The organism is Neorhizobium sp. DAR64862/K0K3 (genome assembly GCF_050500185.1).
Classification (GTDB): Bacteria; Pseudomonadota; Alphaproteobacteria; order Rhizobiales; family Rhizobiaceae; genus Neorhizobium; species Neorhizobium soli.
The window spans coordinates 890,082-912,972 of sequence record NZ_CP191449.1 but is presented as its reverse complement, the minus strand read 5'-3'; the positions used below and the strand labels follow the sequence as shown (position 1 = coordinate 912,972).

19 protein-coding genes and 1 pseudogene are annotated in these 22,891 nt (G+C 62.2%); 10 read left to right on the top strand and 10 right to left on the bottom strand.

Translation table 11 applies throughout. The features are described from left to right. Positions 1-53 precede the first annotated feature (53 nt). From ACQY1L_RS04545 to petA, 3 genes are read right to left on the bottom strand one after another with little or no spacing between them, the layout of a single operon-like run. Entirely contained in the window at positions 54-953 is a 900-nt protein-coding gene (locus ACQY1L_RS04545; protein WP_062455745.1) for a cytochrome c1, read from the bottom strand. Between the two features lie 22 nt (positions 954-975). Continuing rightward, complete coding sequence (locus tag ACQY1L_RS04540; protein ID WP_430243026.1) at positions 976-2,265, bottom strand: cytochrome b; 1,290 nt, start codon at positions 2,263-2,265, stop codon at positions 976-978. Positions 2,266-2,278: 13 nt separating this feature from the next. Then, positions 2,279-2,869 (bottom strand): ubiquinol-cytochrome c reductase iron-sulfur subunit, encoded by a 591-nt coding sequence (gene petA, locus ACQY1L_RS04535; RefSeq protein ID WP_430243024.1) that lies wholly within the window; start codon positions 2,867-2,869, stop codon positions 2,279-2,281. 368 nt (positions 2,870-3,237) lie between these two features. On the opposite strand from petA, the gene ACQY1L_RS04530 reads away from it, so the two are divergent. Further along, positions 3,238-4,176 carry an endonuclease/exonuclease/phosphatase family protein gene (locus ACQY1L_RS04530; RefSeq protein ID WP_113167702.1) on the top strand — a complete coding sequence of 313 codons (939 nt, stop codon included), beginning with the start codon at positions 3,238-3,240 and terminating at the stop codon, positions 4,174-4,176. On the opposite strand, the gene ACQY1L_RS04525 is transcribed toward ACQY1L_RS04530, so the two are convergent. From ACQY1L_RS04525 to ACQY1L_RS04515, 3 genes are all read right to left on the bottom strand, one after another. Continuing rightward, a complete protein-coding gene (locus tag ACQY1L_RS04525; RefSeq protein WP_430243022.1) occupies positions 4,163-6,043 on the bottom strand; it encodes an ABC transporter ATP-binding protein in 1,881 nt (626 codons plus the stop codon). The genes ACQY1L_RS04530 and ACQY1L_RS04525 overlap by 14 nt on opposite strands. A 152-nt stretch (positions 6,044-6,195) precedes the next feature. Further along, positions 6,196-8,109, bottom strand: coding sequence for a HAMP domain-containing methyl-accepting chemotaxis protein (locus tag ACQY1L_RS04520; protein ID WP_062582930.1), 1,914 nt, complete (start codon positions 8,107-8,109; stop codon positions 6,196-6,198). A 336-nt stretch (positions 8,110-8,445) separates the two neighbouring features. Further along, on the bottom strand, positions 8,446-10,296 hold the full coding sequence (locus ACQY1L_RS04515; protein WP_092660349.1) for an ABC transporter ATP-binding protein: 1,851 nt from the start codon (positions 10,294-10,296) through the stop codon (positions 8,446-8,448). Between the two features lie 337 nt (positions 10,297-10,633). Here ACQY1L_RS04515 and ACQY1L_RS04510 point away from each other — a divergent pair, with 337 nt between their 5' ends. The 4 genes and pseudogenes from ACQY1L_RS04510 to ACQY1L_RS04495 all read left to right on the top strand — a co-directional run bounded on the left by ACQY1L_RS04510 (position 10,634) and on the right by ACQY1L_RS04495 (position 13,464). Next, positions 10,634-11,098 (top strand): tRNA (cytidine(34)-2'-O)-methyltransferase, encoded by a 465-nt coding sequence (locus ACQY1L_RS04510; protein WP_430243020.1) that lies wholly within the window; start codon positions 10,634-10,636, stop codon positions 11,096-11,098. Positions 11,099-11,193: 95 nt separating this feature from the next. Next, positions 11,194-11,346: pseudogene (locus ACQY1L_RS04505) on the top strand (type II toxin-antitoxin system RelE/ParE family toxin); the annotation flags it as partial. Positions 11,347-11,350: 4 nt separating this feature from the next. Further along, complete coding sequence (locus tag ACQY1L_RS04500; RefSeq protein WP_062455721.1) at positions 11,351-11,662, top strand: addiction module antidote protein; 312 nt, start codon at positions 11,351-11,353, stop codon at positions 11,660-11,662. A 149-nt stretch (positions 11,663-11,811) separates the two neighbouring features. Next, complete coding sequence (locus ACQY1L_RS04495; protein ID WP_430243017.1) at positions 11,812-13,464, top strand: Na/Pi cotransporter family protein; 1,653 nt, start codon at positions 11,812-11,814, stop codon at positions 13,462-13,464. Between the two features lie 9 nt (positions 13,465-13,473). On the opposite strand, the gene ACQY1L_RS04490 is transcribed toward ACQY1L_RS04495, so the two are convergent. Next, positions 13,474-13,731, bottom strand: coding sequence for a hypothetical protein (locus ACQY1L_RS04490; RefSeq protein WP_062455715.1), 258 nt, complete (start codon positions 13,729-13,731; stop codon positions 13,474-13,476). A 187-nt stretch (positions 13,732-13,918) separates the two neighbouring features. Here ACQY1L_RS04490 and hemF point away from each other — a divergent pair, with 187 nt between their 5' ends. Together hemF and ACQY1L_RS04480 are read left to right on the top strand one after the other, a co-directional pair. After that, a complete protein-coding gene (gene hemF / locus ACQY1L_RS04485; RefSeq protein WP_062455712.1) occupies positions 13,919-14,830 on the top strand; it encodes an oxygen-dependent coproporphyrinogen oxidase in 912 nt (303 codons plus the stop codon). Between the two features lie 141 nt (positions 14,831-14,971). After that, positions 14,972-15,229: a hypothetical protein gene (locus tag ACQY1L_RS04480; protein WP_082472020.1), complete on the top strand. Its 258-nt coding sequence runs from the start codon at positions 14,972-14,974 to the stop codon at positions 15,227-15,229. A gap of 9 nt (positions 15,230-15,238) precedes the next feature. Here ACQY1L_RS04480 and ACQY1L_RS04475 read toward each other — a convergent pair whose 3' ends face one another. From ACQY1L_RS04475 to ACQY1L_RS04465, 3 genes are read right to left on the bottom strand one after another with little or no spacing between them, the layout of a single operon-like run. Continuing rightward, complete coding sequence (locus ACQY1L_RS04475; protein WP_430243014.1) at positions 15,239-16,516, bottom strand: CCA tRNA nucleotidyltransferase; 1,278 nt, start codon at positions 16,514-16,516, stop codon at positions 15,239-15,241. After that, positions 16,513-17,148: a CoA pyrophosphatase gene (locus tag ACQY1L_RS04470; protein ID WP_113167607.1), complete on the bottom strand. Its 636-nt coding sequence runs from the start codon at positions 17,146-17,148 to the stop codon at positions 16,513-16,515. The genes ACQY1L_RS04475 and ACQY1L_RS04470 overlap by 4 nt, the downstream gene beginning before the upstream one ends. Further along, complete coding sequence (locus ACQY1L_RS04465) at positions 17,145-17,780, bottom strand: DUF1285 domain-containing protein (RefSeq protein WP_113110750.1); 636 nt, start codon at positions 17,778-17,780, stop codon at positions 17,145-17,147. Before ACQY1L_RS04465 ends, ACQY1L_RS04470 begins: the two co-directional genes overlap by 4 nt. 205 nt (positions 17,781-17,985) lie before the next feature. Here ACQY1L_RS04465 and ACQY1L_RS04460 point away from each other — a divergent pair, with 205 nt between their 5' ends. Genes ACQY1L_RS04460 through ACQY1L_RS04450 form a run of 3 tightly spaced genes read left to right on the top strand, consistent with a single transcriptional unit; the run spans position 17,986 to position 22,891 of the window. Continuing rightward, the gene (locus tag ACQY1L_RS04460; RefSeq protein ID WP_062457917.1) at positions 17,986-18,999 is read left to right on the top strand and encodes an AAA family ATPase; all 1,014 of its coding nucleotides are present in this window, start codon (positions 17,986-17,988) and stop codon (positions 18,997-18,999) included. A 32-nt stretch (positions 19,000-19,031) separates the two neighbouring features. Then, complete coding sequence (locus tag ACQY1L_RS04455) at positions 19,032-19,967, top strand: DUF58 domain-containing protein (RefSeq protein WP_092660331.1); 936 nt, start codon at positions 19,032-19,034, stop codon at positions 19,965-19,967. Continuing rightward, the gene (locus tag ACQY1L_RS04450) at positions 19,964-22,891 is read left to right on the top strand and encodes a DUF4159 domain-containing protein (protein WP_430243011.1); all 2,928 of its coding nucleotides are present in this window, start codon (positions 19,964-19,966) and stop codon (positions 22,889-22,891) included. Before ACQY1L_RS04455 ends, ACQY1L_RS04450 begins: the two co-directional genes overlap by 4 nt.

Genomic DNA, 22,891 nt, shown 5'->3' with positions numbered 1-22,891 from the left:
CAAGACAACAAAAAAGGCGGCCGAAGCCGCCTTTTCCATGAAGACCTTAAATATCAATGCGGCTTGCGGGCATAGACCGATTTCTTGGTCAGATAGATCAGCCCGGTAAAGATCACCAGGAAGATCATCACCATGAAACCGGTGCGCTTGCGCTCTTCCAGATGCGGCTCGGCAGTAAACATCAGGAACGCGGCGACGTCCTTCGAATACTGATCCACCGTCTGCGGCGTACCGTCGTCATAGCTCACCTGATCGTTGCTGATCGGCGGGGCCATGGCGAGCGCTGAGGCATTGGCAAAGTAAGGATTGTAGTGCGTCCCCGGTGCGACTTCCACGCCCGGAGGCGGATCCTGGTAGCCGGTCAGCAGCGCGTGGATATAGTCCGGGCCGCCTTCCTGGTACTGGGTAAAGATGTCGAACACGAACTGCGGGAAGCCGCGGGTGATGCCGCGCGCCTTGGCAAGCAACGACATATCCGGCGGTGCAGCACCGTTATTGGCCGCCGCCGCTGCCTGGGCGTTCGGATAGGGCGACGGAAAGTGGTCCGATGGTACGGCCTTGCGGGTAAACATCTCGCCGTCGTCGTTCGGACCGTCCTGCACCTCGTAATTGGCCGCAAGCGCCTTCACCTGACCGTCCGAATAGCCGAGATCCTCAAGCGTGCGGAACGACACGAGCCGCATCGAATGGCAGGCGGAACAGACTTCCGTATAGACCTTGAGGCCGCGCTGCAGCTGGCCCTTGTCGTAGTGGCCGAAGGGACCGGCAAAGGTCCAGTCCACAGGTTCAGGATGACGCAGCGGATAATGCGGCGTGCCGCCCTCCGCATGGTCACCGCCGCCGCCGCCGGCTGTACCGGCGCCGACGTCATGCTTTTCCTGCGCGCTCAACGATCCCATGGTGAGGCCAAGTGCCAGTGTGAGCGAAGCGAGGCCGAGTGTGATCTTCTTCATGTATGTCTCCTCCCGCCTGCGCTCAGGCATTTGCCCGAGCGGCCACGACGCCGGCATTGGCTGTTCTGCCCTGTTTCTCCAGCACCGCTTCCGTGATCGAATTCGGAATGCGACGTGGTGTCTCGAACAGGCCGAGCAGCGGCATGATCACGAGGAAGAAGCCGAAGTAGTAGAGCGTTCCGATCTGCGACAGCACGACGAAACTGCCTTCCGCCGGCTGTGACCCCAGCCAACCGAGCATGATCGCATTGGCGACGAAGATCCAGAAGAACGTCTTGTACCAGGGCCGGTAGACGGCCGAACGCACCTTCGATGTATCGAGCCATGGCAGGAAGAACAGGATGATGATCGCACCGAACATCACCAGCACGCCGCCGAGCTTCGAGTCGATAAACAGGAAGTTGAAGGTGATCGCGCGCAGCATTGCGTAGAATGGCAGGTAGTACCATTCGGGCACGATATGTGCCGGGGTCTTCAGGGCATCAGCCGGGATGTAGTTGTCCGGATGGCCGAGATAGTTCGGCATGTAGAAGATGAACCAAGCGTAGACGATCAGGAACACCGAAACGCCGAGCGCATCCTTGAGCGTCGCATAAGGCGTAAACGGCACCGTATCGGTCTTTGTCTTGATCTCGACGCCGGTCGGATTGGTCTGGCCGGTCACATGCAGTGCCCAGATATGCAGGACGACGACGCCGGCAATCATGAACGGCAGCAGGTAATGCAGCGAGAAGAAGCGGTTGAGCGTCGGCTGGTCGACGGCAAAGCCGCCGAGCAGGAACTGCTGTATCCATTCACCCACCAGCGGGAAGGCCGAGAAGAAGCCGGTGATGACGGTGGCACCCCAGAACGACATCTGTCCCCAGGGCAGAACGTAGCCCATGAAGCCGGTCGCCATCATCAGGAGATAGATGACGACGCCGAGGATCCAGAGGATTTCGCGCGGCGCCTTGTAGGAACCGTAGTAGAGACCGCGTCCGATATGCAGGTAGACGGCGATAAAGAAGAACGACGCGCCGTTGGCGTGCATGTAGCGCAGCAGCCAACCATGGTTGACGTCGCGCATGATCTTCTCGACCGAGTCGAACGCGTCGACTGTCGATGCGGTGTAATGCATGGCCAGCACGACGCCGGTCAGGATCTGTACGATCAGCATGACCGCAAGCATGGCGCCGAACGTATAGGCGTAGTTGAGGTTTCTCGGCACCGGAAACGAGATGAAACTGTCATGGATCAGACGCGGCAGCGGCAGCCGCTGGTCGACCCATTTTTCAATGCCGGTGGATGGCTGGTAGGACGAATGATCGCTCATGAGAATGCTCCCCTCACCCGATCCGGATCACGGTATCCGACGCAAATGCGAACGTCGGGATGGCCAGGTTTTGCGGAGCAGGTCCCTTACGGATACGGCCTGCCGTATCGTAGTGCGACCCATGACACGGACAGAACCACCCGCCGAAGTCCCCGGACTGACCGAGCGGCACGCAACCCAGATGGGTGCAGGAGCCGATCATCACGATCCAGTTTTCCTTGCCGGCGCCGGCAGAACGATCGACGCCGGATGCTTGCGCATCGGCCGGCAGGTTGGCATTGCGCGCCACCGGATCCTTGAGCGCGGCAAGCTCGACCTTGTTGGCCTCTTCGAGTTCCTTCGGCGTCCGGTTGCGGATGAACACCGGCTTGCCCCGCCATTTGACGGTGAGCGACATACCCGGCTCAAGAGCTGCGACATTCACTTCGATCGATGCGAGCGCAAGCGTCGATGAATCAGGCCGCATCTGGTCGATGAACGGCCAGGCAACAGCCGCGACGCCCACGGCGCCAGCCATGCCGGTAGTCAAATATAGGAAATCGCGCCGCGTGGGTTCACCCGAATGGGGCTCCACGCGTGCACTATGCGTATCGTGCTCGCTCACGGTCAGTCATCCTCTCACGCTCCAGCGGATAAATCCGCATCGCTCCTCCGCGCGGCTCCCCCGACACACTCATGCCTTGGGAATCCCAGCAAATAGCGCCTCATGTGCTTGATCGCAGATAAAGTCCCAACTTGGCAAGTGCCTGCCCGCCACATTCTGGCCAGGATGCGGACCGTCCCCCTGTATTGCCGGATATGCGCCGCATTGGATCGAACTGCCCCACCCCGGGACGCGCGGGCGTGGCGAAGCGGCCACAACCCCAGATCGCCTGCCCTTCCTTGCCCCCGGCCGGGCCTGTTGCGTTGCCAGTGGCGGAACGGCATGCTAGGCGGCAGAAAGCTTCATGGCAGCCGGCTCGGAAATCCTGAATGAGAAAGACGTTATCGGTCGCCATCTGCGTCATCGTGTCGCTGGTCCTTCTCGCGATCTTGACACGCTATCTGCGGCCTCACTGGATCCTCGCAACGCTCCACAGCCTGCAATTTCATGCGGCCGCGACCTGCGTCGTCGCCATGGCGGTCGCGCTTCTCATCCACCGCAACCTCGCAAGCTATGCCCTGCTTCTGGTCGCGCTGCTTTTGACCGCGCACCCTCTGTGGATGGCGCGCGAAATTGCGGCGGAGGTCACGCCTGCCGATCAGAGCGCACCGACCTTCCGGCTGATGTCCTTCAACATCCTCTCCGAAAACTACGAAAATGCCGAGGGCATCACCCGCGCCATCCTGTCATCGGGCGCCGATGTGGTGAACATCATGGAAGGCGAATCGCTTTACGAACATCTGACGCAGATCGCCACGGTCTATCCCTACCGCGTCGGCTGCGGCGTGCTCATGGAAGAGTGCGACCAGATGATGTTTTCAAAAACCCCGATCGAAAACGCTTCGGTTCGAAGCCTGAGCAATATCTTCGACAATCGCTTCATCATGGGCGAGGTCACGGTTTCCGGGCGCAAGGTCCATGTCGTCGGCATCCATACGACGAAGCCGTATTTCGACAACTTCCACACGATGGAACTCATGAATGCAGCGCTCGCCATCACCGCCACCGATGGCCCACTGGTTCTGTCAGGCGATTTCAACGCCTCAAGCCTGCCACCCAACATGCGGATGTTTTTGAACTCGACGGGGCTGAAGACCGCCGCCTTCGAGCCGCCCACCTGGCCAGTCCGGGCGCGGATGCTGGGTCTGGCGATCGACCACGTCTATGTGCGTGCCCCGCTCAAGATAAAGTCGCTCACCCGCATGCCGAACACCTACGGCTCCAACCACGCCGGGCTGATCGCCGACATCGCGATTACCGGACCTTGACAACGTCGCCTTCGTCTTCGATCCCCAGAAACCCGCCAGACTGGCGCGACCAGAGATCCGCGTAGAGACCGCCCGCCGCAATCAGCTCGTTATGGGTCCCCTGCTCGATGATGGCGCCCTTGTCCATCACGATCAGCCGGTCGAGCGTCGCGATCGTCGAAAGCCGGTGCGCGATCGCGAGCACGGTCTTGCCCTGCATCAGCCGCTCCAGATTGGATTGGATCGCCGCTTCCACTTCCGAATCGAGCGCCGATGTTGCCTCGTCCAGCACCAGGATTGGCGCGTCCTTCAGCATCACCCGGGCAATCGCCACCCGCTGTCGCTGTCCGCCCGACAGTTTCACGCCGCGCTCGCCCACATGCGCATCGAAGCCGCGGCGGCCGCGCTGGTCGGTCAGCGTCTGGATAAACCCGTCTGCCTCGGCCTTCTTGGCCGCATCGAGAAGCTGTGCGTCGGTCGCATCGGGTCTCCCGAACAGGATGTTGTCGCGAAGCGAGCGATGCAGCAGCGACGTGTCCTGCGTCACCATGCCGAGATTGGCGCGCAGCGACTCCTGGCTCACCGTCGCAATGTCCTGCCCGTCGATCAGGATGCGCCCGCCCTCCAGATCGTAGAAGCGCAGCAGCAGGTTGACGAGCGTCGACTTGCCCGCCCCCGATCGTCCAACGATCCCGATCTTCTCTCCCGCCCGGATGGAGAGCGACAGGTTGTCGATCACGCCCTCGCCCTTGCCGTAGTGAAACCGGATGTTTTCAAAACGGATCTCCGGCTGAGCCACCTTCAGCTCGGTCGCGCCGGGCACATCCACCAGCCCGATTGGCTTGGAGATCAGCTCGGCGGCATTCTGGACGGTGCCGAAATTGCGCATGATGCCGTTGAACTGGGTCATCAGACGGCCGAGCAGGAAATTGAGCCGCAGCACCAGCGCTAACGTGAACGCGACCGCGCCGGAACTGATCAGCCCGGACAGCCACAGATGGATCGACAGCGCCGCCATACTGCTGATCATGATGCCCGACAGCAGCGCCATCGACGCCCGGACGCCGGTGATGAAACGGGTAAAGTGGATGAGCGTGGTCTGATAGGTCTCAAAGCCCTGCCGCATGTAGCGGTCATTGGCCTCGTCGCGCCCGAACAGTTTCAGCGTCTGGATATTGCTGTAGGCGTCGACCATGCGGCCGTTGAGCATGGAGGCAGCCTCCGCCGTCTCGCGCGAGTGGTACCGAATGCGCGGCACGAAATAACGGGCCAGAAATCCGAACACCAGCACCCAGACGCAGACGAGTACGCCGAGCCGCAGGTCGAGCCCGCCAACCAGGACCAGCATGGAGACCGAGTAGATCGTGACGAACCAGACGCTTTCCATCAGCGAGGTGACGAGATCGCCCGCCGCCTGCCCGCCCGACCAGACCTTGGTGACGATCCGGCCGGAAAAGTCGTCCTGGAAAAACGACAGCGATTGGCGCGCAACATGCATGTAGGACTGCCAGCGCATCAGGTTGTAGAACCCGGGCGTAATGATCTGCTGGTCGATCAGCGCGGTCGACATCGTCACCAGGAAGCGCACGACACCGATCAGCACCAGCATGCCCAACAGCTCGCCGCCATGCTGGTCGAGCAGCACCGTCCAGCCGTCACCCGGCTTGATCGTCGACAGGATATCCACGAGCCGCCCTACGAACCAGAACAGCGCCGCCTCGATCGCCGCCGTCAGACCACCCAGAATGAGCATCCCGAAGAACGGCGCCTTGGCCTGCGAGATGTAGAACCAGATAAAGGCGAACACGTCTTCGGGCGGACGCAGATCGTCCTTGCGCGCAAACGGCTGAACATAATTTTCGAAGGCGCGGAAGAGACGAATGATCATGCCGCAGGATATAGGCGGATTTCGAAAGGGGCAAAGGCTGGGATGCGGCTGTCGCCGGATAATTCCGCAATCGCCCGCTTTTCATAAGGGGGGCTTCAAAACGAAAACGGCCGCCGAAGCAGCCGTTTCCAGAACTCATCATTTTGGCAGGATCAGAACTCCGACCATTCCTGCTTGGCTGCAGCCTGGCCGCCGCCGAATGCCGAGGCAATCCGGTTGCCCATTGCGCGCACGGGTGACTGTGCCGGTCGCGATGCAGGCGTGGCCGAGCGGACGGCACTGCGTCCCTCTTCCAGCTTGAACTGTGCCAAAAGCTCGATCAGCGATGCAGCCTGCGCGGCAAGGCTGTGGCTGGCAGCCGTCGTCTGCTCTACCATCGCCGCGTTCTGCTGGGTGCCCTGGTCCATATGATTGACCGAGGTGCTGATCTCCGACAGACCCGTCGACTGCTCACGCGAAGACACGACGATCGAGGCGACGTTGGTGTTGATCTGCTGCACTTCGGTCACGATCGATTGCAAGGCAGCACCTGTCTGGCCGACCAGCGCAACGCCGTCACGCACCTTTTCGCCCGAAGCACCGATCAGAACCTTGATCTCGCGCGCCGCTTTCGCGGACCGCTGGGCAAGTTCGCGGACTTCCTGGGCAACGACCGCAAAGCCTTTGCCTGCCTCGCCGGCCCTGGCTGCCTCGACACCGGCGTTCAGCGCCAGAAGATTGGTCTGGAAAGCGATGTCGTCGATCACGCCGATGATGTTGCCGATCTCGCCGGACGACTTTTCGATCGCTTCCATCGCAACAACGGCCTGGCGAACGATATCGCCGGACTTTTCGGCACCGTTGCGGGTGTGCTCGACGAGCTTGCCGGCTTCTCCGGCACGGGCTGCCGAATCCTTGACGGCCGTCGTTACCTCCTCGAGCGCCGCAGCGGTCTCTTCGACCGATGCCGCCTGCTGCTCGGTACGCTTCGACAGATCGTCTGCGGCAGAGCGGATCTCGTTGGCACCGGCATCGATCATCCGGGCATTGTCGCCGACCGACCGAAGGACAGTCTGCAGATTGTCCATCGAGGCGTTAAAGTTGACGCGCAGCTGATCGAGCTGTCCGGCGAACGGCTGTCCGATGCGGAAGGTCATATCGCCGTGCGAGAGGGAGTTCAGACCGTTGGCAAGACTATCGACGGCAAACGAAACCTCGGCCGCCTCATGCGCCTTCTGCTCCTCGCGAGCAATCCGCTCGCTCTCGCTCATCGAACGGTTGGCCTCGGTTTCCCGCTCCAGGCGCTCGCGCTCCAGGGCGTTGTTGCGGAACACGGAAACGGCTGCTGCCATCTCGCCGATTTCATCCTTCCGCCCGGCGTAAGGGATCGCAACCTGCGCATTACCGGAGGCAAGTGTGTTCATCGAACCGGTAATGTCGGCAATCGGGCGCGCAACGCGGAAGTAGGACAAAAGCCCTGCAGCAAGCGCGAGAAGTGTTGCGAAGACGACGACGACAATCGTCGAGATCGCTGCAAACCGTGCGGCGCTATCTGCGACCTTGCCGTATTCGAGGCTGTGCAGCCGGTTGTCGTTGATCATGTCCAGCATCACATCGCCGGCCTCGCCGCCTTTGGGCACCATCTGCGCGATGACGGCCTTGGCCTCATAGACGCGCGAGGCCCCCAGCAGGCTGACGAACTGAGCTCCCAGCTTGTCGTAATCTGCAACGATCGCTTCGAGCTTTTCGATCTTGTCCTTGGTCACATCGAGGCTGGCCGTGTCGGCGAATGTCTTGAAAGCCTCGGCACGCTCTTGCGTCTTGGCGCGGATCTGATCGAGCCACTGCTTCTGGTCAGCGGCATTGCTGGCCGAAAGCGCCATCAAATAAAGACGCCGAATATCGGACAGGATCCTGTCCATATTGGAGGTCATCACCGAGCGTTCCATGCGACGGCTGATGTTGGACGTCTGAGCATCAAGCTGGTTGACGGAGCGCATGGCGAGTGCGCCCTGAAGGATCACCAGAAGAACGGTGATGCCGAAGAGAGCGGGCAGAAGAAACTTGATCTTTATCTTGCTGAACATCTGGGACCGGAGCCGAAATGAGAGGGAGTGTAATCCCTCGAGACTTGACAGCTTTAGATAAAGAAAAACTTACTGGGTCACGGCCATAAAAAAATATTAGCGTCGTCGCAAATACCTGACATTGTTGAATGTTTCGCTGGCCGCGGCGTCGTTCTCTTGGGAGCCTACGACAGCGTGAGCGACCATCTTGGGGTGGCTCGGAACATGCGCAACACGTGATAAATCGTTGCCGTCGCGCCCTCCCGCCGATCGGAAGCGTCCAGCGCCCATCGGACGCGTGACGACCGTTGTCGGCCGCCGGTTTCCCGGTGACCGCAAGCCTCTTCCGTCAACGGTTTACTCGGCAGCCTGGCCCTCATCCTCATGCCCGATGAAGCCGCCGGACTGACGGTTCCAGAGGTCCGCATAGATGCCGCCCTGATCCGCCAGTTCGCGATGCGTGCCGGTCTCGACGATGGCGCCCCGGTCGAGCACGATCACCCGGTCCATCTCCGTGAGCGTCGACAGCCGATGCGCGATGGCGATGACCGTCTTGCCCTGCATCAGGGCAAACAGGTTTTCCTGGATTGCCGCTTCGACTTCCGAATCCAGCGCAGAGGTCGCCTCGTCCAGCACCAGGATCGGCGCATCTTTCAGGAACACGCGGGCGATCGCGATCCGCTGACGCTGGCCACCCGAAAGCTTGACGCCCCGTTCGCCCACATGCGCGTCGAGCCCCTTGCGCCCCTGAAGATCGACAAGGCTTTCCACGAAGTCCCAGGCATTGGCACGCTTGGTTGCCTCGATGATCTCGGCATCGGTCGCGTCCGGCCGGCCATAGGCGATATTGTCGCGGATCGAGCGATGCAGCAGCGATGTGTCCTGCGTCACCACGCCGACCAAGGACCGCAAACTGTCCTGCGTCACACCGGCAATGTCCTGCCCGTCGATGGTGATCCGCCCGCTTTCCAGATCGTAGAACCGCAGGAGCAGGTTCATCAACGTCGTCTTGCCGGCACCGGAGCGTCCGACCAGACCAACCTTCTCGCCCGCCTTGATATCCAGCGTCAGCCCGTCGATGACGCCCGCTGCCTTGCCGTAATGGAAGCGCACGTCGTCGTAGACGATATGGCCTTTCGCCGCCGAAAGCTTCGACGCATCCTCGACATCGGTGACGTCATGCGGCTTGGTCATCATCGACATGCCGTCATAGACCGTGCCGATATTCTCAAACAGCGCCGAGACTTCCCACATGATCCACTGCGACATGCCGTTGATGCGCATCGCAAGGCCGATCGCGATGGCGATTGCGCCGATCGAGATCGCGCTGTCCAGCCAGAACCAGATCGACAGCGTCGCGACGGCAAACAGGGCTGCACAGTTGTAGAAATAGACCAGCACCTGGAACGCGGTCACCTTGCGCATCTGCCCATGCACGGTCTTCAGGAACACGTCCATCGCATCCTTGGCGTAGTCTTCCTCACGGCCGGAATGCGAAAACAGCTTCACCGTCGCGATGTTGGTGTAGCTGTCGACGACACGCCCGGTCATCATCGAGCGCGCATCCGCCTGCGCTGCCGAGATCTTCCGGAGCTTGGGAACGTAGTAGGCGACGGTTGCCGAATAAAAGGCGATCCAGACCACCAACGGCACCGCCAGACGGATATCCGCGACCGCAACCACCGCCACCATCGAGATGAAGTAGGTTGCCACATAGACGAAGACGTCGAGCACCTTCATCACCACTTCGCGGATCGCCAGCGACGTCTGCATGACCTTGGTCGAGACGCGACCCGCAAACTCGTTGGCAAAGAATGTCATCGAGTGGTTGAGCAGGAACCGGTGCATCTGCCAGCGGGCGATCATCGGAAAATTGCCCATCAGGATCTGGTGCATGATGAGAGAATTGAGGCCGGCGACGAGCGGCAGCCCGACCAGCACCATCAGTGCCATGGCAACCAGCGTCATTCCCTCGTTCGCAAGGAACGTCGAACGCTCGGCATGCGTCAGCCAGTCGACGATATTGCCCAGAAACTGGAACAGCATCACTTCGCCGAGCGCGATGAACATCGTGCAGACCGACATGATCAGCACCCAGGGCCAGACAGGCTTGGTATAGTGCCAGAGGAAGGCGATCAGGCCGGCAGGCGGCAGGCCTGGGGTCTCCTCGGGATAAGGGTGAACCCGCCGTTCGAACCAGGAAAACATTGATAGCTCCGTCAATCGGACCCGCTTCACGCAACGCAAACGCGCCGACGGCGAACCGGTCAGTTATGTTGTGAGCGCTGCCGCATATCGGCCGTGCAAAATACAAAGGTGAAAAGACTGCGTGAAACCGCGGACGCCTAAGCCTGTCGGACAAATACCGGGGGGCGGAGGCGCATAGGCACGGTCGTATCCATGTAGGCCTCCATAGGCTGGCGTTAAAGATCGATGCCCTTTTACCCGTTCATTGCCATTTTGAAAAGTCCCAAATCTGCGGCAATCCGATCGAAACCGCCCTCAAACGCTTGAGCTCACAGGCCGGCTCGGCTTAAGGAAAACCATGACCAACCTGCGCATCGCCCTCTACCAGCCTGACATTCCCGGCAATACCGGCACGATCCTTCGCCTCGCCGCCTGCCTCGGCCTCGGCGTCGATATCATCGAACCGGCCGGCTTCGATATTTCGGATCGCAACCTGAAACGCTCAGGCATGGATTACCTGGCAAACGTCGAACTCACCCGCCACGTCAACTGGCAGCAGTTCGACGACTGGCGGAGATCCGAAAACCGGCGGCTGGTCCTCGCCTCCACAAAGGCCGCCCAACCCTACGTGGACTTCCAGTTTCAGCCTGGCGACATCCTGCTGTTCGGCCGCGAGAGCGCCGGCGTTCCGGACCTCGTCCACGAAACGGCGGATGCCCGCATACTGATCCCGATGCACGAAGGACAACGCTCCATCAACGTCGCCATGTCGGCCGCAATGATATCAGGAGAGGCGCTGAGACAGACGGGTTTCGCCTCATAAACGGCACGCGCATTTCGCGTCTTTTACACGCCTGAGTTTATTCTATGATGTTGCACGACTGCACTCCATAGAGTACATATTATGTACAAAATTCAAGCGAGATGCGAATTCACCACGGCCCAGGCTACCGCGTGTATTTCGTGCGGCGCGATCGCACCATTTTGCTCCTGCTGTGTGGGGGCGACAAGGATAGTCAGGCGAGAGACATCGCTGAGGCCAGAAAATTGGCTGCGTTTTGGAAAGGATAGTTCGATGCCTCTGGAGACTCGTCCATTCGATATTTCCGAACACCTGAACTCTGAGGAAGACTGTCTCGAATTCATGGTCGCAGCCTTCGAGGAAGGCGATCCGGCCTTCATTGCGAAATGCCTTGGCACGGTTGCCAAGGCCCGCAACATGAGCAAGCTTGCCCGCAAGACAGGCATGAGCCGCGCGGCGCTCTACAAGGCCTTGAGTGGCGAAGGCAACCCGGAATTTACCACCATCCTGAAGGTGATGAAGGCATTGGGTCTCGAACTCACGCCGGTCATGGCGAAAGAGCAGGCCACCGAAGACGCTGCCTGATCCGCGTTCCCGCGGCAGCGCGGAAACGCGTAAAAAACTGTCGCGAACAGTGATTTGCACATCGGCGTAATCGGCCTATATTCGTTAGCCGGCAATTCATTATCGCACTTCATTCGATAGGAACCGTCCCCGGGCGAAGACAATCTGATATGCAATCCACCATCGTCATCATCAATCTTTTCGGCGCCGTGGCCCTGCTTCTGTTTGGCCTTGCGCAGGTCAAGGATGGGGTCACGCGCGCCTTCGGGACACGCCTCAAGACGGGTCTAGCCCGCGGCACCAGCAGCAGCCTGCGCTCCTTCGTCTCCGGCCTTGTCGCCACGATCGCCCTGCAAAGTTCGACCGCCACCGCGCTGACGCTCGCCTCGTTTGCCGAACGCGGCATGGTGCGTCCACGCATGGCTCAGATCGTGCTCCTCGGCGCCAATGTCGGCACCGCCGTTACCGCCTGGCTGGTCGCGACCGGCATCGAGTGGCTGTCGCCCCTTCTCATCCTCATCGGTCTGGTTATGCTTCGCGGTGCATCGCCAGCCCCCAAAGGCGGCGGCACGGCCATGATAGGCGTCGGCCTGATGCTGCTGTCGCTGCATCTGCTTGGGCTCGCCACCGAACCGATGCGCCAGTCGCCGGCGCTCGCGGCCTTTATCGGCCTGCTCGATGACGCGTGGCCGGTGGCGCTGATCCTGTCGGCGGTTCTGGCTTTCGTCTCGTCGTCCAGCCTGGCGGTCGTGGTGCTGATCCTCTCGCTCGCCTCGACCGGAAATGTCTCCGCCGGCCTGGTAATCGTGCTCATCCTTGGTGCCAATCTCGGTGGCGCCATTCCGCCCGTCGTCGCCACTCTCTCTGCGCCGGCTGCCGCAAGACGCATCACGCTCGGCAACCTTGTCACCCGCGGCATCGGTTGCGCCATCGCGTTGCCGCTAGCGGGCCCTGTCGCCGATGCCGTTCAAGCCCTGCCGCTGTCGCCGGAAAAGCTCCCGGTCGATGCACACCTCGCCTTCAATATCCTGCTGGCGCTGGTCGTATTCCCGTTCTCAGCCCATGTCTCCCGCCTTGCGGCTCGCCTCGTCCCTGATGATCCGCAGCGAGACGACGGCCCCCGCTTCCTCGATCAGGACGCGCTCGACAACCCGGTGATGGCGCTCGCCAACGCGACGCGCGAAGTGCTCGGCGTCGGCGACACCATCGAGCGCATGCTGATCCGCACCGAAAATGCCTTCAAACGTAACGATATCGCCCCGCTTGCAGACATCGCCGGGCTCGAGTCACGGGTCGATCACCTTCATCAGGATGTGAAGCTCTACCTTTCGGAACTGGGCCGCACCGGTCTCGATGCGGAGAACGCCCGCCGCTCCATCGCCATCATCGATTACGCGATCAACCTCGAACATATCGGCGACATCATCGAAAAGGGCATCGCCGAACAGGTCCGCAAGAAGATTGCGCACGGCCTCAAGTTCTCGGACGACGGCTTCGATGAATTGCAGGTGCTGCTCAGCCTGACTGTCGACAACCTGAGAACCGCCCAGACGATCTTCCAGACCGGCGATCTGGCGCTGGCGCGGCAGTTGATGGAAATCAAGGTGGAAGTCCGTCGGCTCGAAAAGCGGTCCGCCGAAAAGCATCTGGAGCGGTTGCGCGACGGACGACTGGAAAGCCTGCAGACCAGCTCGCTGCATCTCGACATGCTGCGTGACCTCAAACGCATCAACGCGCACATCGTGTCGGTTGCGCATCCGATCCTCGATGACAGCGGCGCACTGATCGAAAGCCGCCTTCGCCTCGCCGAACCCGGCGCCTGAGGGACTTCCTTAGTCCGCCGTCGGAAGTCTCCGCATGGTGAATTCGATGCGGTCGCCCTCCAGCTGACGCCAGCTTTCCACTTCGGTCCAGTAGGCAGCCTTCGGAAATTCGTCGAACCATTGCCGCGCTTTTTCGCGGGCATCCTCGCGGGTCATCAGAAATGTCTCGCGCACGAACATACTGCCCGGTCCGCCGGCCTGTTCCTGCCGGTGGCGGTGAATTCTGCGCTTCAGCCCGTCGAGTGGCGGGGGTGTGAATTTCGCCATCAAACCCTCTTATCGGCACCTGGTGACATCAAGATAATATGGTCTCACACGCATTGCGAGTCTGTTTTCCCGTCTTAAAACGGGCGGCCTCACGCGCTTGGGAATGGCCGGCGCAAGTCTGAGATGCTAAGTGCCGCCGGCGAGGATACGGAATCAGATCAAAGGCATAGCGGAAAAGGAAAAGACCATGGAACGGCCGGCATTGCCCAAGGAACTGCCCGAAAATCTCGAAGAGAAGAAGGCAGCCGCGCGAGCCTGGTTCGAAAGCCTCCGCGACACGATCTGTGCTTCCTTCGAGGCTTTGGAAGACGAGCTGACCGGCCCGCTCTCCGATCAGCCGCCCGGCCGCTTTACCCGGAAGAACTGGCTTCGCAACGAGGGCGAAGGCGGCGGCGGCACGATGTCGATGATGGAAGGCCGCGTCTTCGAGAAGGTCGGCGTCCACACGTCCACCGTCCACGGCGAGTTTTCCGAAGAATTCCGCAAGCAGATCCCCGGCGCCGACGAAGACCCCGCATTCTGGGCGTCGGGCATTTCGCTCATCGCCCATCCGGTCAATCCCAATGTGCCGGCAGTGCACATGAACACCCGCATGGTCGTCACCACCAGCCAGTGGTTCGGTGGCGGCGCCGACCTGACGCCGGTCCTCGACATCCGGCGCAGCCAGGAAGACCCCGATACTCAGCTTTTCCACCGGGTCATGGAAATCACGTGCAATCGGCACGCGGTCGCCGATTATCCGCGCTACAAGGCATGGTGCGAAGACTATTTCTTCCTGAAGCACCGCAACGAGCCCCGCGGCGTCGGCGGCATCTTTTTCGACTGGCTCCACTCGGATGCGGAAAAAGGCGGCTGGGATGCCGATTTCGCCTTCACGCAGGATGTCGGCCGCGCCTTCAACCTCCTCTACCCGAAGATCGTCCGCGGCAATTTCAACCGGCCCTGGACCGAAGAGAACCGCGACGAGCAACTGATCCGTCGCGGCCGCTACGTGGAGTTCAACCTTCTCTACGACCGCGGTACCATTTTCGGCCTGAAGACAGGCGGCAATGTGGAATCGATTCTATCCTCGATGCCACCGGCAGTCCGCTGGCCCTGATCATTTTGGCACGCCCGGGCAGTCTGCTCTCAAGAAATTGATGACTGTAAGGCCACTGGTAGTTGTCATCTGCGAAAAATTCGATGTTCGAATCGGTGTGTTCGGTGCTAGCGTGCGTTCTGGTTGCACGGGAGAACAGCCATGACCCCATCAAACAGCCTGACAAAACCAAGTTCATACCCCGTTTCGAAGTTGATGAAGACGCCCGAATTGGTCGAGCGTCTGGCCGTCGAAATGCGAGCCAGAAGCGGTGGCGAACTGCCCCACGCTTTCTGTGTCGAGCAAGTGAAGCGGCAGCTTGCCGGTAAGTCGGCGGAATCCGGCGCGGCCAATGCCGCTCGCATGATGATTCCCGCGGAGCGGGCATCCGTATTCCACTCCTGGGCGATCTCCGAATAGGAGGATTGATCAGGAGCTCTGCTTCACGATCTCGTCCAGCCGGGTGGCCAGCGCTGCCCGGTCGGGGTTGAAGTTACGCTCCACCCAGAAGTCCTCGATCTGCTTCAAGATCTCACCGACCCTCTTGCCGGCAGGCACACCTGCCGAGAGAACGTCGGCGCCCGCGATCGGAAAGACCGGCTTGGCGTAGCCCTCGGCCCGCTTAAGAAGAACCGACAGCCTTGCCGACTTGCGCATCGCCATTGGATCGCCCTCGGCCGCTGCTCTGGCCGACGACAGCGCCAGCTTGACGCGTGCAACCATGCCGGCCACGCCATTTCGGTAGAGCAGACGATCAAAGCCGACATCCGTCACCTCGTCGGGAATGGCGGGTGCGGACGCCCAGACGGCCAGCTTCGCCGCATCGGCATTCGAAAACCGCAGCCGCTTCGCCATCGCCGCCAGCCGCTCCGCATCGGGCGGCACGATCGAAGCAAGCCGCAGCAGCGGATCCGGCGTCCACCCGAGCGCCGCTTCCGCAGCGACCAACGGATGAATGCCGTCGATGCCCCATTTTTCCGTTTCGGGCAGGATTTCCGTCAGAACGCCTGCCTGCCGCATCCACAAAAGTGCACGAGACGGATCGGGGGCGGACAGCAGTTTCTTCGTCTCGCCCCAGACCCGCTCGCCAGAAAGCGTCGAAAGCCTGTCCTTGGCGCGTGCCGATGCCCGCAATCCGTCCGCATCCGGCCGGCCGGATCCGTAATAGGCGAAAAACCGGAAGAACCTGAGAATGCGCAGATGATCCTCGGCAATCCGCTGCGAGGCGTCGCCGATAAACCGGATCGTCCGGCTCTCGATGTCCTGCAATCCCTTGACCAGATCGACCACAGCGCCCGACGCATCCGCGTAGAGTGCATTGATGGTGAGGTCGCGCCGTTCCGCGTCAGCCTGCCAGTCGGTGCCAAACGAAACCTTGGCATGGCGGCCATCGGTCTCGATATCGCGCCGAAGCGTCGTCACCTCAAACGGCGTGCCGTCGATCACCAGCGTTACCGTCCCATGCTCGATCCCGGTCGGCACGGCCTTCATGCCGGCAGCTTCTGCCCGCTCCACCACGTCCTGCGGCAGAAGCGTCGTCGCCACGTCGATATCGGCGACGGCAAGCCCCATCAGCGCGTTGCGCACCGCGCCACCCGCCACCCGCGCCTCGCCGCCATCGGCGTTCAGAAGGAGAAGAAGCCGCTGCAGAGCGGCATCGTTGAACCATGCCTCATCGGCAACCGAGGGGGTAGCAATGGAGGTCATGCGTAAAGCCTTTCATACAGCGTGCGTAAAATTCCGGCGGTAATGCCCCATATTTCCCGGTCCTCATAGGGCATGACGTAGAAGTGCCGGGTCGCGCCATTCCAGTCGCGGGTGCCGCGCTGGTGGTTCGCCTCGTCCATCAGAAAGGACAGCGGCACTTCGAAAGCCGAGTCCACTTCGTCCGGATTGAGCGTCAGTTCAAAACCGCGGCTCACCACGGCCAGCACCGGCGTGATGCGAAATCCGGTCGCGGCGTAATAATCGGGAAGTCTGGCCAGCGGCTCGACGAAGCGTCGGTCAAGACCGATCTCTTCCTCGGCCTCGCGCAGCGCCGCCACCTCAGGCGATCCGTCCTCGGGATCGATCGCACCGCCCGGAAACGCGATCTGTCCGGAATGCTTGCGCAGCTTCACGGTCCGCTGCGTCAGGATCACCTTGGCGCCATCGGCATCGTCGATGACAGGCACCAGCACCGCGGCATCCTTCAGCTTGGATTGAATGGTCGCGTTCACCCAGGCCGGGTTAAGCACATGATCGCCATGATCGCGCCAGGCATCCTCGATCGGCCCGCCCTTCTGGGACAGCGAACGGCGGCGAAACTCGTCGGCGGAATAAAAACCGAGACCACTCATCGCGACAACAATTCCAGCTCCGCCGCCGGCATCACCGGGAACACCGTATCGCAGGAGCGGACTGCGAACATCGCGACGCCATCGATCTCGATCGTCTCACCGAGCGCGACCAGATCATACATCACCGCCCGCGACACCAGTGCCTCGAGCCGTCCACGGATATGCAGGTAGGGCTTCAGCTCCTGCCCCTCGCCTGCGATCGCAAAGCGGATCGGATGATCGCTGCCTGCCTCCACCACATCCCCGACACCGGTGCGAAACGTCAGCACCTGCTGGCCGTCTCGTAGGCTCGTTTGCATCTCAACCGCCACGAACGGCGCATCGACGACCCGAATCGCGACCTTTTCCACAGGCGTGACGAGATAGGTTCGGCCGTCCTCGTCCTTGCGCAGCACGGTCGAAAACAGCCGGACCAGCGGCGCCCGGCCGATCGGCGTGCCCAGATAGAACCAGGTCCCGTCGGCACGGATTTCCATGTCGAGATCGCCGCAGAACGGCGGGTTCCACCGCTCGACCGGCGGCAGGCCGGGCATTTCGCCCCTCGGGCCACCACTCGCCTGCTCCGACGCATGGGCGATCATTGCCGCGAGACCAGCGGCATCGGCCGCCTTATTAATTGGTTCTACTGCCATTTTTCAGTCCCGGTTCGACCTTAAGCATCAGCCAAGGTGAATGTTCTCACGAGATAGTCATTCATCGCGTGCTTGTCAGCCTTATTTGGCGGAATAAGTTTCAACGTCTAAGGTGGCCGCTGCGATGCAGCGATTCACGGTCGGACGGATAGGTTCGGCGAAGCCTGCTGGATCTGGATACCAATCAAAGGTGATGGTGAACGACATGGGCATGATGAATTCTACGCAAACAGTCCTCGACGAGAAAGCCATCATCGCCTCGGCCGAAAAGGCACTTGCCGATATCGCCGCCATCCGCGAGGAAGTCGCCAAGGTCATCTTCGGCCAGGAGCGTGTCGTCGAAAACACCATGCTAGCGGTCCTGTCCGGCGGCCATGCGCTGCTGGTCGGTGTTCCCGGCCTCGCCAAGACCAAGCTCGTCTCGACGCTCGGCACCGTCCTCGGGCTGGATTCAAACCGCATCCAGTTCACACCCGACCTGATGCCGTCAGATATTCTCGGTTCCGAAGTGATGGATACCGATGAGACCGGACGCCGCTCCTTCCGCTTCGTCAAGGGACCCGTCTTCGGACAGCTGCTGATGGCCGACGAAATCAACCGCGCTTCGCCGCGCACCCAGTCTGCGCTGCTGCAGGCCATGCAGGAATATCACATCACCGTGGCCGGCCAGCGCTATGACCTGCCGGCACCATTCCACGTCCTTGCCACGCAGAACCCGCTGGAACAGGAAGGCACCTATCCGCTTCCCGAAGCGCAGCTCGACCGGTTCCTGCTGCAGGTGGACGTTCTCTACCCGGAGCTCGCCGCCGAGCGTCAGATCCTGCTCGACACGACAGGCAGCGCCGAAGCCAAGGCGCGCAGCGTAATCGACGCGACGCGGCTGAAGGACATCCAGGCGCTGATCCGCCAGATGCCTGTCTCCGACAAGGTGGTCGATGCGATCCTGTCGCTCGTCCGCTCTGCCCGACCGGGCCACGGCAACGCGTCCACCGACAAGCATGTCGCCTGGGGTCCAGGCCCACGTGCCGGCCAGTCGCTGATGTTGACGGCCCGCGCTCGCGCGCTTTACGAAGGCCGCCTCGCACCGTCGCTTGATGATATCCACGCGCTTGCCGAACCGGTCCTGCAGCACCGCATGGCGCTGACATTCGCCGCCCGCGCCGAAGGCATGTCGGTCCGCGATGTCATTGCCGGCCTGGTCAAACAGGCCCGCGGCTGAAGATCGCCGGTTCAGGCTAGAAAGGAACCTCCGTGGCATCCATCGGCCAGATCGTCGACCAAACCGCCAGCAGCGATGTCCTTCATCGCGCCCAGCAGCGCGCCATGCTGGTGCCCGATTGCATGGTCGAGGCCAAGCGCATCGCCAATACGGTGATTGCCGGCTGGCACGGCCGCCGCAAGCGCGGCATGGGCGAGAATTTCTGGCAGTTCCGTCCCTATGCCGAGGGCGAAAGCCTGTCGCGCATCGACTGGCGCCGTTCCGCCCGCGACGACCATACCTATGTCCGCGACCGCGAATGGGAAGCAGCCCACACGATCTGGCTCTGGGCCGACATGTCGCCGTCGATGATGTACAAATCGACATTCGGGTCAGTATCGAAGGAAAGCCGCGCGCTGGTCATCATGCTGGCGCTTGCCGAAATCCTTGCCCGCTCGGGCGAGCGGATCGGATGCCCCGGCATCATGGAGCCGGTCTCGGCCCGCAACGCCGCCGAACGGCTGGCGACCGCCATCATGCACGCGCCGCAGGCGACCGGCCTGCCGGACACGGGCATGATCCGCGGCCAGAGCGATATCGTCCTGATCGGCGATTTCCTCGATGACGCCGACAAGGTCATGGACCGTATCACCCCACTCGGCCGCCGCGGCCTGCGCGGCCATGTGATCGAGGTCGCAGATCCCGCCGAAGAGACCTTCCCCTATACCGGCCGCACCGAATTCACCGATCCCGAAACTGGCGAAAAGCTCGTCTCCGGCCGCGCCGAAAATATCCGCGAGGACTATCAGCGCGCCTATCTCGCCCGCCGCGATGCGCTCGGAGAAGGCCTTCGCCGTCTCGGCTGGAGTTTCGTGTTCCACCGCACCGACCGTCTCGCCTCCGAAGCGCTGGTCGCCGTCCACGGCTACCTCTCCGGCATGCCGGCACCTCGACGTGTTGAGACCGGACGCATGGAGGAGAGGTCATGAGCGCGCTCGCCTTCGCCTATCCCGCCATCCTGTTCGGCCTGATCGCCCTGCCCGCCATCTGGTGGCTGCTGCGGCTGACCCCGCCCAGACCAAAATCGGAAGTCTTCCCGCCTCTGCGCATTCTCGCAAGCGTCCTGAAGCGCGAGGAAACGCCGTCCCAGAGCCCGTGGTGGCTGACGCTTCTGCGCATGGCTCTGGCCGCCGCGATCATTCTCGCCATCGCCGATCCGGTCATCAACCCGCGCACGAGTTCGCTCAACACCGGCGGCCCGCTGGCGCTGGTCATCGACAACGGCTGGGCGACATCGACCGACTGGGAACGCCGCGTCGAGACCGCCAATCTCCTGATCGACGATGCCGAAAGCGCTGACCTCCCGGTCGCGATCGCCTTCACCGCCGATCAGAACCAGGAAGCAACGCCCGGCAGTGCCGCCACAGCGCGTGACAAGCTCGCCGCCGCAAGCCCGAGGCCGCTGGTGCCCGACCGCACGCGCGCCGTCACCGCACTCCGGGAAGCCCTTAACGGCACCCGCCCCGGCACGCTGGCGCTCGTCTCCGACGGCATCGCCGCCACGACCGACGCCGAAACGATGACCGCCCTTGCCGGCCTCTCGGCAGGCGACATGCGCGTCCTCGAAGGCGATGGACAATCGGCCGTCGCGATCACCGGTGCCACCAACAATTCCACGGCGATGAATGTCAGCGCCACACGCCTTTCCACGGCTGGCACGCAGCAGTTCACCGTCAACGCGCTCGATCCGCAAGGTCGCTCGCTTGCCGCAGGCACGCTGGAATTTGCCGATGGCGCCAACACGGCAACGACGGAAATCTCCGCACCGTTCGAACTGCGCAACGATTTCGCCCGCCTGTCTGTCGAAGGCATCGCAACCGCCGGTGCAGCCCACCTTCTCGACGACGGTTTCCGCCGCCGTCGCGTGGCGCTGATTGCCGGCGAAAGCGGCAGCGATTTCCAGCCGCTGCTGCAGCCGCTCTACTATATCAGCCGGGCACTGCAGCCCTATGCCGATGTGATCCAGCCCAACACCGCCGATCTCTCGGTGTCGATCCCGCAGATCCTCGAGGACAATCCCTCGGCGATCATCATGGCCGATGTCGGCCGCCTGCCGCCCGAAATCTCGCAGCCGCTGCAGCGCTGGATTTCCCGTGGCGGCACGCTCGTCCGCTTCGCCGGACCTCGCCTTGCCGCAGCACCGGCCGACGATCCGCTGGTACCGGTCACCTTGCGCCAGGGCGAACGCGCGCTCGGCGGCGCCATGTCCTGGTCGGAGCCGCAGGCGCTGGCCGATTTCCCGAATTTCGGCCCCTTCGCCGGCCTGCCGCGCGCAGCGGATATCACTGTGACCCGCCAGGTTCTGGCCGAACCGACGCCGGATCTTGCCGAGCGCACCTGGGCAAGCCTTGCCGACGGCACGCCGCTGGTCACAGAAAAGGAAGTCGAAGCCGGCCGTATCGTGCTGTTCCACACCAGCGCCGAGGCAACCTGGTCGAACCTGCCGCTGTCGGGCAATTTCGTCGAGATGCTGCGCCGGCTGGTGCAGATGGCCCGCGTCGGCGGTGCTGCCGGTGGCAGCGCGTCCGGTGCACCAGGAACGGAAGGCGCTGCCGCGGCCCTGCCTCCCTACCGCCTTCTCACCGCCGATGGCGTGATGACGACCGAGACCGGCGCTGCCCGTCCGATCATCATCCCGGCCAACGCAAGGCCCGTCGCAAGCTTCGATCATCCTCCGGGCCTCTACGGCACCGAAGACGGCTACTCCGCCGTCAATCTTCTTGCCCCCGCGACCGTTCTCGCCCCCTTCGATCCATCGGTCGGCGGAACGCAGGTCGCACGCGAGCAACTGGCTGGCGGCGAGGCTCTCTCCCTGCGTCCGACCCTGTTTGCTCTCGCCTTCGCGCTCCTCGTCCTCGATAGCCTGGTAATGCTCTTCATGAACGGTGCCTTTTCCCGCCGCCCCGGACGCTCCAAGCCGACCTCCGCCCGGACGTCTGGCACCGCCGCGACCCTCATCCTCGGCTTCGCGTTGGGAATGGCGCTGCTCAACCCGAACCCGTCGCTCGCCCAGCAGCCACCCTCGCCGCCCGCTGCCGCGGCGCAACCGCAATCGGCCCAGCCGCAGCAGTTTCGCGAAATGCAGCCCGGTGAAGGCGTAAAGCCTGGCGACGACCAGATCCTCGACCGCCTCGACACGACCCACCTCGCCTATGTCCAGACCGGCGAAAGCGACGTCGACAGCATCTCCGAGCGGGGCCTCGATGGTCTCACCCAATACATGCGCTACCGCACGACGCTGGAGCCCGGCGCCCCTGTCGGACTCGACATCGCCAAGGACGACCTCTCCTTCTACCCGATCATCTACTGGCCGATTTCCGCGACAGCGCCGATGCCGTCGCAGGCCTCGATCTCGCGCATCGACGCCTATATGCGCAACGGCGGCACGGTCCTGTTCGACACCCGCGACCAGGTCTCCGCACTCGATGGTAGCTCCAGCCCCAACGGATTGCGGCTGCAGGAAATCCTCGCCAGCATCGATATCCCGCCGCTCGAGCCGACACCGGAAAACCATGTGCTGACCCGCACCTTCTATCTGCTCAAGGATTTTCCCGGTCGCTATCGCGGCGGCCCGCTCTGGGTCGAAGCCCGTCAGGATGCCCGCAACTCCACCTCGCAGCTCTCCTCGGGCGGCGACGGCGTGACGCCGCTTCTGATCACCGGCAACGATTTTGCCGGCGCCTGGGCAGTCGATCAACAGGGTAACTCCATGCTCCCGACCGTACCGCCTGACGACATGCAGCGCGAATACGCCTACCGCGCCGGCGTCAACATCATGATGTATATGCTGACCGGCAACTACAAAGCCGATCAGGTCCACGTCCCCGCGCTCCTCGAACGGCTGGGGCAGTAA

Coding starts and splice junctions, on each gene's coding strand:
- ACQY1L_RS04545 (WP_062455745.1), bottom strand. CDS start 953: ATGAAGAAGATCACACTCGGCCTCGCTTCGCTCACACTGGCACTTGGC.
- ACQY1L_RS04540 (WP_430243026.1), bottom strand. CDS start 2,265: ATGAGCGATCATTCGTCCTACCAGCCATCCACCGGCATTGAAAAATGG.
- ACQY1L_RS04515 (WP_092660349.1), bottom strand. CDS start 10,296: ATGTTTTCCTGGTTCGAACGGCGGGTTCACCCTTATCCCGAGGAGACC.
- ACQY1L_RS04480 (WP_082472020.1), top strand. CDS start 14,972: ATGACCCCATCAAACAGCCTGACAAAACCAAGTTCATACCCCGTTTCG.
- ACQY1L_RS04450 (WP_430243011.1), top strand. CDS start 19,964: ATGAGCGCGCTCGCCTTCGCCTATCCCGCCATCCTGTTCGGCCTGATC.
- ACQY1L_RS04525 (WP_430243022.1), bottom strand. CDS start 6,043: ATGATCATTCGTCTCTTCCGCGCCTTCGAAAATTATGTTCAGCCGTTT.
- ACQY1L_RS04475 (WP_430243014.1), bottom strand. CDS start 16,516: ATGACCTCCATTGCTACCCCCTCGGTTGCCGATGAGGCATGGTTCAAC.
- ACQY1L_RS04460 (WP_062457917.1), top strand. CDS start 17,986: ATGGGCATGATGAATTCTACGCAAACAGTCCTCGACGAGAAAGCCATC.
- ACQY1L_RS04520 (WP_062582930.1), bottom strand. CDS start 8,109: ATGTTCAGCAAGATAAAGATCAAGTTTCTTCTGCCCGCTCTCTTCGGC.
- ACQY1L_RS04510 (WP_430243020.1), top strand. CDS start 10,634: ATGACCAACCTGCGCATCGCCCTCTACCAGCCTGACATTCCCGGCAAT.
- ACQY1L_RS04495 (WP_430243017.1), top strand. CDS start 11,812: ATGCAATCCACCATCGTCATCATCAATCTTTTCGGCGCCGTGGCCCTG.
- ACQY1L_RS04490 (WP_062455715.1), bottom strand. CDS start 13,731: ATGGCGAAATTCACACCCCCGCCACTCGACGGGCTGAAGCGCAGAATT.
- ACQY1L_RS04500 (WP_062455721.1), top strand. CDS start 11,351: ATGCCTCTGGAGACTCGTCCATTCGATATTTCCGAACACCTGAACTCT.
- ACQY1L_RS04465 (WP_113110750.1), bottom strand. CDS start 17,780: ATGGCAGTAGAACCAATTAATAAGGCGGCCGATGCCGCTGGTCTCGCG.
- ACQY1L_RS04530 (WP_113167702.1), top strand. CDS start 3,238: ATGAGAAAGACGTTATCGGTCGCCATCTGCGTCATCGTGTCGCTGGTC.
- hemF (WP_062455712.1), top strand. CDS start 13,919: ATGGAACGGCCGGCATTGCCCAAGGAACTGCCCGAAAATCTCGAAGAG.
- ACQY1L_RS04470 (WP_113167607.1), bottom strand. CDS start 17,148: ATGAGTGGTCTCGGTTTTTATTCCGCCGACGAGTTTCGCCGCCGTTCG.